Origin of the sequence: Streptomyces sp. T39 (assembly GCF_008042045.1) — a bacterium.
GTDB lineage: Bacteria > Actinomycetota > Actinomycetes > Streptomycetales > Streptomycetaceae > Streptomyces.
The window spans coordinates 3039035-3047958 of the sequence record NZ_RDBP01000012.1 but is presented as its reverse complement, the minus strand read 5'-3'; the positions used below and the strand labels follow the sequence as shown (position 1 = coordinate 3047958).

Here is an 8924-nt window from a genome sequence, read left to right as displayed (position 1 = left end):
GTCCGCCAGCGGCCGGGCCGTGACCTCCTCCGTGCCCGGCCAGCCAGTCGAGGCGCCACACCCCGTCGCCTCGCCGCGCAGGACGTCCCGTCCGTGGTGCTCGACGAGACCAACGGCAAGGAGGAGCCCCGCCCGGCCAGGACCGTCGTCCTGCGCGCGGACACGGCCGCGACGGCCGAACGGCTCGGCTGCGCCACGCTTCGTGACGAGGGCGTCCGCTGGACGGGCTGGCGTTCGATGCTGCGCCGCCAGGAGATGCGGCACCTGCCGCTCGGCGACGCCGTCACCCCCGCCCCGTTCCACATCCCCCAGCACGCCCTCACCCGGGGCCTGCGGGACGCGGCCGCGGGCGAGCGGCTCGTCAGACTCGTCACCGACAGCCGCCTCGACACGCTGGAGCAGGACCGCACCGGCGTCACCGCCCACACCCGCGGACCCTCGGGCACATGGTGGCGGGGCAGTTACCTGGTCGGCTGCGACGGCGCCAGGTCGACGGTCCGCAAGCTGCTCGGCATCCGCTTCCCCGGCCGCACGGCCGTGGAACGCCACGCGGTCGCCGCACTGCGCACCGAACTTCCGTGGCCCGGCGAGGCGTTGCTGCACCGGCGGCCGCCGTGGCTGCCGGGCACGGAGGAGGTCACGGCCCGGCCGCTGGCGGACGGGGTGTGGCGCCTCGACTGGCTGCTGCCGCCCCGGGGTGAACTGGTGACCCCGGAGAGCCTGGTGGCCCGGGTGCGCGACACGCTGGCCGGCTGGTGCGGCGAGACGCCGGCGTACGAACTGCTCGACACCGGCGTGCACACCATCCACCACCGGCTCGCACGGCGCTGGCGGGTGGAGCGGACCTTCCTCGCCGGTGACGCCGCGCATCTGCTGGGCGCCCTCGGCACGCAGGGCGTCGACGAAGGACTGCGCGACATCGGCAATCTGTCCTGGAAGCTGGCGCACGCCTGGCACCAGGACGCCTCGCCCGCCCTGCTCGACAGCTACCAGGACGAGCGGCGCACGGCGGTGGCCGCACGCCTGCGCGCCGCCGACCAGTCGCTGCCGATACTGCGCAGCGGCGGCGGGCTGCGGACCTACCTCCCGGGCGCGGCACGCGGCCACGACGCCATGCTCACCGACGGTCACCTCGGCCACGGCCCGCTCGGCGCACCGCCGGTCCACACCCACTCCCCGCTCGCCCCGGAGCCCACGGCGACCCGGGCACCGGTGGCCACGCAGCCCGGTGCGCCGGTCGACGACGTCCGGGTGACGGCGCCGGACGGCACGACCGGCACACTGCGCGGCCGGCTCGGCCGGGGACTGCTCGTGGTCCTGGTCGCCCCCGGCACCGGTGTGTGGGACCGGCGGCACTGGGTCAGCGCGGGAGTGATGCCCCGGCTGGCGGCGGCGGTGGACCGTCTGCCCGTGCGCGCCGAACTGCTGGTGACCGAGGCCTATCCGGGCGCCTCCGCGCACACCGTGCTGCTCGTCCGGCCCGACGGGCACCTCGCGGCCGCCTTCGCGGGCGTCCGGCCGGACGAACTGCACGCCGCCGCGGACACCGTGCGCGGCGGTGCCCCGGCCCGCACCGACCGGAGCGCCCGGACCGCGGACGTCGATTGACCGACGGAGATCCACATGGTGTACTCCGGAGCGTGACCGACACCTATGCGCGCCTGTGGCGGAGGGTCCATATGGACCTCGTCCGCTACGCGGGCTGCGTGTGTCGACCGTCCTGCTGACTCGCTTCTCCCGCGTCACGGCCGCCGCGCCGTCACGCCCTCCCGCGAACCTCAGGACGGTTTCCCGTGTCCCAGCCTGCCCAGCATCTTTCCGTACCCCCCGCTCCCGCCGCGGACGGCGTGGGGGCGCCGCGCTCCTCGGGGCCCACCGCGGCCGAACTCCTCGACTTCGTGCGCCGCGCCGCTGCCGACGAGGAGCTGATCGCCGTGCTCCCCCGTGACCCCGAAGGGCGGACCTGGCTGCGGCTCGACGGCCCGCGGGGCAGCGAGGCCTGGCTGATCGGCTGGCCGCCCGGCACCGGCACCGGCTGGCACGACCACGCCGAGTCGCTGGGGGCGTTCGCCACCGCGGAGGGCGAGCTGACCGAGTACTCGCTCGCCGTCCGGCTGCCGTCGAGCGGATGGCGGAGCCTGGAACTGAACGACGGTGTGGACCGGGAGCGGCGCCTGCCCGGCGGGAGCGCCCGCGCGTTCGGCGCCCACCATGTGCACGAGGTGCTCAACGAGTCGGCCACGGAGCACGCCGTCTCCGTCCACGCGTACTACCCGCCGCTTCCCCTGATGCGGCGCTTCAGCCGGTCCGGCGCGGTGCTGCGACTGGAGCAGGTGGAGCGTCCGGAGGACTGGCAGTGAGCGGGCGGCCGGGCATCGACGACCTGCTGGCGCGGATACGCGAGGGCTTCGAGCGGGTCGGGCCGCAGGAGGCGTACAAGGCCGCCGACGACGGCGGGCTGCTGGTGGACATCCGCTACCAGGCGCTGCGGGAACGCGACGGACTGATCCCGGGCGCCCTCGTGGTGGAGCGGAACGAGCTGGAGTGGCGGCTCGACCCGTCGGGCAGCCACCGCCTCCCGGAGGTCTCCGGCCCGGGTCTGCGCGTCGTGGTGATCTGCAACGAGGGGTACGCCTCCTCCCTGGCGGCGGAATCGCTCCATCGTCTCGGGCTGCACCGTGCGACGGACCTGATCGGCGGCTTCCAGGCCTGGCGCGCCGCGGGTTTGCCGGTCGCCGGATGGACTCCGGAGACAGGTGCACCCGCCGTCCCTGCGGTTCTCCGCCCCGCCGCGCCCGCTCCCGGGGAAACCGGGAAGGGCTGATCACGGCGCAACCGCGCCTGGCCTGCCCGCTGCGAGCCGGCCGGCGCGGTCCTCCCCGGCGCGGAACGCCGGGCGGTGCACCGGACCGGAGCTCTTGGGCCGAGGTGCGTCCCCGCGCGGGGCGGGCGTCGCGCGGACGGTCTCCCCGCCGGCCGCGGCACGGGGGGCGCCTCGGTGCCGTGCCGTGCCATGCGGGGCGGTGCGGGGCGGGCGCTCCCGGACCGGTGGGGCGGCCTGCCGCGCGAGCGGTCGGGCACCCACGGGGGCATGGGCCCCGCGCCGGTGGTGGGCGCGGCCACCTGCCGCGCTCCGTCCGAAGCCGGTCAGAAGCCCGTGCCCTCCAGGTCGTCCACGTCCTCGCCCTCCTCTTCGAGGGCGCGCCGCACCACGCGCAGGGACATGCCCTCCGGATACCCCTTGCGGGCGAGCATGCCGGCAAGGCGCCGTATCCGGCGGTCCCGGTCGAGGCCCCGGGTGGACCGCAGCTTGCGTGCCACCAGTTCCCGGGCCGTCTCCTCCTCCTGGTCCGAGTCGAGCCGGCCCACGGCCTCGTCGATCAGCGAGGAGTCGACTCCCTTGGTGCGCAGTTCACGGGCGAGAGCCCGCCGGGCGAGGCCGCGCCCGTGGTGACGGGACTCGACCCACGCGCCGGCGAAGGCGGCGTCGTCGATGAGACCGACGTCCTCGAAGCGGGAGAGGACCTCCTCCGCGATCTCCGGAGGGATCTCCCGCTTGTGCAGGGCGTCCGCCAGCTGCTTGCGGGTGCGAGGGGTCCCGGTGAGCAGGCGCAGGCAGATCGCCCGCGCCCGCTCAGCCGGGTCCTGCGGCGGCAGCGCCGTCCCGGCCCTCGACGGGTCGGCGCTGTCGCCCGGCCATTCCGTACGCCGGGCCATGGATCAGGCCTTGGCCGCCGCCGTCTTGGCCGACTTCGCCTTGGTCGCGGGCGCCGGCACGGACTTCGCCGCGTCGTCGGCCGCGACCGGGGCCGCCGGGTCGGACGCCGGGTCGGTCGCGGCGGCCTCCGGCCGGACGCCGACGCCGAGCTTGTCCTTGATCTTCTTCTCGATCTCGTCGGCGAGGTCGGGGTTGTCCTTGAGGAAGTTGCGGGCGTTCTCCTTGCCCTGGCCGAGCTGGTCGCCCTCGTACGTGTACCAGGCACCGGCCTTGCGGACGAAGCCGTGCTCCACGCCCATGTCGATCAGACCGCCCTCACGGCTGATGCCCTGGCCGTAGAGGATGTCGAACTCGGCCTGCTTGAAGGGCGGGGCGACCTTGTTCTTCACGACCTTGCAGCGGGTGCGGTTGCCGACCGCCTCCGTGCCGTCCTTCAGGGTCTCGATACGGCGGATGTCGATGCGCACCGAGGCGTAGAACTTGAGCGCGCGGCCACCGGTCGTGGTCTCCGGCGAGCCGAACATCACACCGATCTTCTCGCGGAGCTGGTTGATGAAGATCGCGGTGGTCTTGGACTGGTTGAGCGCGCTGGTGATCTTGCGGAGCGCCTGGCTCATCAGCCGGGCCTGGAGGCCGACGTGGGAGTCGCCCATCTCGCCCTCGATCTCGGCACGGGGCACCAGGGCCGCCACGGAGTCGATGACGATGAGGTCCAGGGCGCCGGAGCGGACCAGCATGTCCACGATCTCGAGCGCCTGCTCGCCGTTGTCGGGCTGGGAGAGGATGAGGTTGTCGATGTCGACGCCGAGCTTCTTGGCGTACTCCGGGTCGAGCGCGTGCTCGGCGTCCACGAAGGCCACCTGGCCGCCGGCCCGCTGGGCGTTGGCGACGGCGTGCAGGGTCAGGGTCGTCTTGCCGGAGGACTCGGGGCCGTAGACCTCCACCACGCGGCCGCGCGGCAGGCCGCCGACGCCGAGGGCGACGTCGAGAGCGGTCGACCCGGTGGGGATGACCTCGATGGGCTCGTTCGGCCGCTCGCCGAGGCGCATGACGGCGCCCTTGCCGAATTGCCGTTCAATCTGTGCGAGCGCGGCGTCGAGCGCCTTCTCGCGGTCGGTTCCTGCCATGGGTTCCACCCGATTTGCTTGAGTCGATCGCTTCACGTCAAAGACGCTAACCCCTGCCACTGACAACGGGCCCCGACGTCCCTCCGGCCTGTGGACAACTCAGGGGCGGTCCGGGGGTCCGGACGGCGCCCGTGCGGGCCGGAATCCCATAAGAATGGATGTTCGATTTTCGTGTCAAGCGCACCACGCGGGAGTCGGAGCGCTCCGGCGACGGCGCTCCGAAGCGGCCGCGGCGGAGCCCGGAAGCCGCCGCACGCCCGCCCGCGGCGCGGCGCGGCCCGGCTCAGGCGTCGCCGCCCCGCCCCTGCCCGCCGTGCCGCTCCGCCAGGGCCCGCATCCGCTCCACGATCCGGCCGGCGCCGTGCCGGCGGTGCCCGTGGACGCGCGGGTCGTCGGTCACGTCGTAGCGCCGCACGTACGCCCCCAGGAAGGCCTGCAGCGTCGCCACCGCGGGAATCGCGATCAGGGCGCCGACCGCCCCGAGCAGAGCCGTGCCCGCGACCACGGACCCGAAGGCGACCGCGGGGTGGATGTCGACGGTCCTGGAGGTCAGCTTGGGCTGGAGCATGTAGTTCTCGAACTGCTGGTAGACCACGACGAACCCGAGGACCCACAGGGCGTACCAGGGGTTCACGGTGAACGCGATCAGCATCGGCAGCGCGCCGGCGAGATAGGTGCCGATCGTCGGGATGAACTGCGACACCAGGCCCACCCAGACCGCGAGGGCCGGGGCGTAGGGCACCCCGAGGATCTCCAGCAGGACGAAGTGGGCGACGCCCGAGATCAGGGCCATCAGTCCGCGCGAGTACAGGTAGCCGCCGGTCTTGTCGACGGCGATCTCCCAGGCGCGCAGCACCTCGGCCTGCCGGGCGGGCGGCAGGACGGAGCACAGGGTCCGCCGCAGCCGGGGCCCGTCGGCCGCGAAGTAGAACGAGAACAGGAAGATCGTCAGCAGCTTGAAGAGGCCGCCGAGCACCTGGGCGGAGACGTCGAGCACGCCCGAGGCGCTGTTCTGCACGTATCTGCGCAGCCAGTCGGAGCGCAGCAGGCTGTCCTGGACCTCGACACGCGAGAGTTCGGTGTGGAACGTGCTGTTGACCCAGCGGATCACCGAGTCCAGATAGGCGGGGAAGTCCTCGACCATCTCCACGATCTGGCCGGCCAGCATCGAGCCCAGCAGCACCACGAAGCCGACGCCCGCCACCAGCACGGCGAAGAAGACCAGGAAGGTGGCGACGCCCCTGCGCATGCCACGGGCGGCCATCCGGCCGACCGCCGGTTCCACGGCGAGGGCGAGGAAGAACGCGATCAGGATGTTGATCAGCAGTCCGATGAGCTGATGGAACGCCCAGCTGCCCAGCTGGAAGCAGGCGTACAGGGCCAGCGCGAGCACCATGGCACGCGGCAGCCAGCGCGGCATCCCGCCCAGCCCTCCGCCGGCGCCCGGCGGAGGCTCCTGGGGCGGGGCGGCCGCCGCCCCCGGCTGCGCAGGGGTGGCGCCCAGCGACACGCTTCCGGTGTTCACCGGCACGCCGCCGGCGCCCGGCGAGGGCTCGCCGCCGGCGCGCCGGACGGAGGCGTCGCCGGGATCGGCGGAGGCGGAGGCGTCGCCGGGATCGGGCGAAGGCGTGCCGTCGGAGGCCTGGGAGGGTGTGCTGTCGGTCCGGTCCACCGGCCAAGTGTCGCCTACCCCGGTGGCCGCAGACCGAAGGGCGGGTGACTCAGCGCTTGTCGGCGGGGACGTCCATGGCCGCGCAGACGGCACGCCACACGTCCTTCGTCTCCCAGCCCGCGTCGAGCGCCTGGTGGACCGTGCGGCCGCCCAGTTCGGTCATCACATGGTCGCGCGCGAAGGAGTCCGCGTAGGCAGGACCGAAGTGATCGGCCATCCGTTCCCAGAAAATCGTCAACCGCATGACTCCAGTATCCCGCCCCGGAGGGTGCTGACCCGTTCGGCGGACTTGCCGAAAGCCCTTTCCGTCCTACGGTCGGTCCATGGCTGGAACCGGAGTATCCACCGAGGCGCCGATCGCGTCCTCCCTCGCCCGCGCCGAGCACTTCGTCTGGCTGACCGCCCGCGTCCTCGAACAGCGGCGGTTCGCCTACCACTTCCTGGGCGGCGGGGCCGACCCCGTCGAGACCGCGCTCTTCGCCTACCTCAACGACGACGGCGGCTACGGCCACGCCCTCGAACCCGATCTCCGCGGCCCCCTCAGCCAGCCCCTGCACACCGCGCACGCGCTGCGGGTGCTGGACTCGATCGGGCGCTGCGGCGGTCTGCGCGTGGAACGGATGTGCCGCTATCTGACGGAGGTGTCCACGGCCGAGGGCGCGCTGCCCGCGATCCATCCGTCGCAGCGGGGCTACCCCCACGCGCCGTTCCTCCCCGTGGTGGACGCCCCCCGGAGCGACCTGCTGGCGACCGGGCCGGTCGTCGGGCTGCTGCACCGCAACCAGGTGTGGCACGCGTGGCTGTTCCGGGCCACCGACTTCTGCTGGGCCGCGATCGACGCCCTGGAGACCACGCACCCCTACGAGGTCGAGGCGGCGATCGCGTTCCTGGACAGCGCGCCCGACCGGTCGCGCGCCGAGGCGGCCGCGGCCCGGCTGGGACGGCTGGTCAGGGACCGGCGGCTGGTCGCCCTGGACCCGGGGCGCACCGCCGACCTGCCCGTGGCGCCCGGCTACGCACCGGGCGAGCACCACTTCCCGCACCACTACGCCCCGACACCGGGCTCGCTCGCCCGCCGCTGGTTCACCGACGAGGAGATGGCCCTCTCGCTCGACCACCTGGCCGGTCAGCAGCAGGCGGACGGCGGCTGGCCCCTCACCTGGCGGGAGTGGGCCCCGGGCACGGCGCTGGAGTCCCGGCCGATCGTGACGATCGAGGCGCTGCGCACGCTCCAGGCGCACGGCCGCCACCTGGGCTGAGGGCGCTTCGGGCGAGGGGCGGGCGGGTCAGCCCCCGAGCGCCCGCACCCCCGCCGTCACCGCCACGGCCGCACCGACGACGACCAGGAACGGAGCCCGCAGCACCAGCGCGAGGGCGGCTGCCGCGACCCCGGCCGCCCGCGCGTCGAGGACGAGCGACTGGCCGGTGCTGAAGGTCTGCTGCGCGGTGAGGGCCGCCAGCAGGGCGACGGGGAGCAGCGCGGCGAGCCGCTGCACGAGCGGCCGCTCCAGGGCGTGGGCCGGCACCAGCAGACCGGCGAACTTCACCAGGTAGCAGCCGACGGCGGTGGCGGCGATCGCGATCCAGACGTTCAACGGTCCTGTCCCTTCGTACGGTCGGTGCCGCCGGCCCCGGCGTCCGGCGTCCCGCCGCCCGCGCCGAGCGAGCGGCCCTTGAACCACAGCACGGCGGGTGCGGCGAGCGCCGCCACCAGCACCGGTACGCCGGCCGGGAGCACCGGCAGCAGGCCGAGGCCCAGCAGCACGGCGAGGCCCGCGGCGGCACGCTCGGTCGCGGTGCGCAGCATCGGCGCGAGCAGGGCGAGGAAGACCGCGGGCCCGGCCGCGTCCAGGCCCCAGGCGTCCGTGTCGCCGAGCGCCTCGGCCCCGAGCGCGCCGAGCAGCGTGGTCAGGTTCCACAGCACGTACAGGGTCAGACCGGTGACGGTGAAGCCGAGCCGGACCTGCCGCCGGGTGGGCTGGGCGAGCGCGACGGCGGTCGTCTCGTCGATCACCCAGTGCGCGGCGAGGGGCCGCACGAAGCGGGGCAGGGCGAGCAGCTGCGACAGCCGCAGCCCGTAGAACGCGTTGCGCATGCCGAGGAAGAACGCCCCGGCGGCCGCCGCGAACGGGTTCCCGCCCGCCGCGATGGCCCCGACCAGGGCGAACTGCGAGGCGCCGGTGAAGACGAGCAGGCTGAGCACGCAGGTCTGGAGGAGCGTGAGGCCGGCGCCGGCGGACGTGACGCCGAAGGCGAAGCCGGAGAGGCCGACGGCGACGCCGACCCCGAGCGCGTCGCGCACCACGGCGGAGTCCGGTTTGCCGGACCCGGGGGCTGCCGCCCGCGCGGCGCCGGCGGGTGTCTCTGGAGGAGCTGTCTGTTCTGCCACGTCCGCGACCCTAGGGGC

The 8924-nt window shown here is 74.2% G+C and carries 11 protein-coding genes; 5 read left to right on the top strand and 6 right to left on the bottom strand.

The genetic code is table 11. The features are described 5' to 3' along the window. From EAO77_RS14860 to EAO77_RS14850, 4 genes are all read left to right on the top strand, one after another. On the top strand, window positions 1-1608 hold a 1608-nt coding region (locus EAO77_RS14860), incomplete at its 5' end, for an FAD-dependent monooxygenase (protein WP_261993905.1). 32 nt (window positions 1609-1640) lie between these two features. Continuing rightward, window positions 1641-1727 (top strand): putative leader peptide, encoded by an 87-nt coding sequence (locus EAO77_RS41020; RefSeq protein WP_315986099.1) that lies wholly within the window; start codon window positions 1641-1643, stop codon window positions 1725-1727. 66 nt (window positions 1728-1793) lie between these two features. Then, window positions 1794-2360, top strand: coding sequence for a cysteine dioxygenase (locus EAO77_RS14855; protein WP_187283215.1), 567 nt, complete (start codon window positions 1794-1796; stop codon window positions 2358-2360). Beyond that, on the top strand, window positions 2357-2824 hold the full coding sequence (locus tag EAO77_RS14850) for a rhodanese-like domain-containing protein (RefSeq protein WP_147988449.1): 468 nt from the start codon (window positions 2357-2359) through the stop codon (window positions 2822-2824). The genes EAO77_RS14855 and EAO77_RS14850 overlap by 4 nt, the downstream gene beginning before the upstream one ends. A gap of 323 nt (window positions 2825-3147) precedes the next feature. On the opposite strand, the gene recX is transcribed toward EAO77_RS14850, so the two are convergent. The 4 genes from recX to EAO77_RS14830 all read right to left on the bottom strand — a co-directional run bounded on the left by recX (window position 3148) and on the right by EAO77_RS14830 (window position 6761). After that, the gene (gene recX / locus EAO77_RS14845; RefSeq protein ID WP_147988448.1) at window positions 3148-3717 is read right to left on the bottom strand and encodes a recombination regulator RecX; all 570 of its coding nucleotides are present in this window, start codon (window positions 3715-3717) and stop codon (window positions 3148-3150) included. Between the two features lie 3 nt (window positions 3718-3720). Then, entirely contained in the window at window positions 3721-4845 is a 1125-nt protein-coding gene (gene recA / locus EAO77_RS14840) for a recombinase RecA (protein WP_147988447.1), read from the bottom strand. 283 nt (window positions 4846-5128) lie between these two features. Continuing rightward, window positions 5129-6265 carry an AI-2E family transporter gene (locus tag EAO77_RS14835; RefSeq protein WP_147989135.1) on the bottom strand — a complete coding sequence of 379 codons (1137 nt, stop codon included), beginning with the start codon at window positions 6263-6265 and terminating at the stop codon, window positions 5129-5131. Between the two features lie 301 nt (window positions 6266-6566). Next, complete coding sequence (locus EAO77_RS14830) at window positions 6567-6761, bottom strand: DUF3046 domain-containing protein (RefSeq protein WP_147988446.1); 195 nt, start codon at window positions 6759-6761, stop codon at window positions 6567-6569. A gap of 79 nt (window positions 6762-6840) precedes the next feature. Here EAO77_RS14830 and EAO77_RS14825 point away from each other — a divergent pair, with 79 nt between their 5' ends. Next, window positions 6841-7776, top strand: a complete 936-nt coding sequence (locus EAO77_RS14825; protein ID WP_147988445.1) for a hypothetical protein — start codon at window positions 6841-6843, stop codon at window positions 7774-7776. A gap of 27 nt (window positions 7777-7803) precedes the next feature. On the opposite strand, the gene EAO77_RS14820 is transcribed toward EAO77_RS14825, so the two are convergent. Together EAO77_RS14820 and EAO77_RS14815 are read right to left on the bottom strand one after the other, a co-directional pair. Further along, window positions 7804-8112 (bottom strand): AzlD domain-containing protein, encoded by a 309-nt coding sequence (locus EAO77_RS14820; protein ID WP_147988444.1) that lies wholly within the window; start codon window positions 8110-8112, stop codon window positions 7804-7806. After that, complete coding sequence (locus tag EAO77_RS14815) at window positions 8109-8906, bottom strand: AzlC family ABC transporter permease (RefSeq protein WP_147988443.1); 798 nt, start codon at window positions 8904-8906, stop codon at window positions 8109-8111. The genes EAO77_RS14820 and EAO77_RS14815 overlap by 4 nt, the downstream gene beginning before the upstream one ends. Window positions 8907-8924 lie beyond the last annotated feature (18 nt).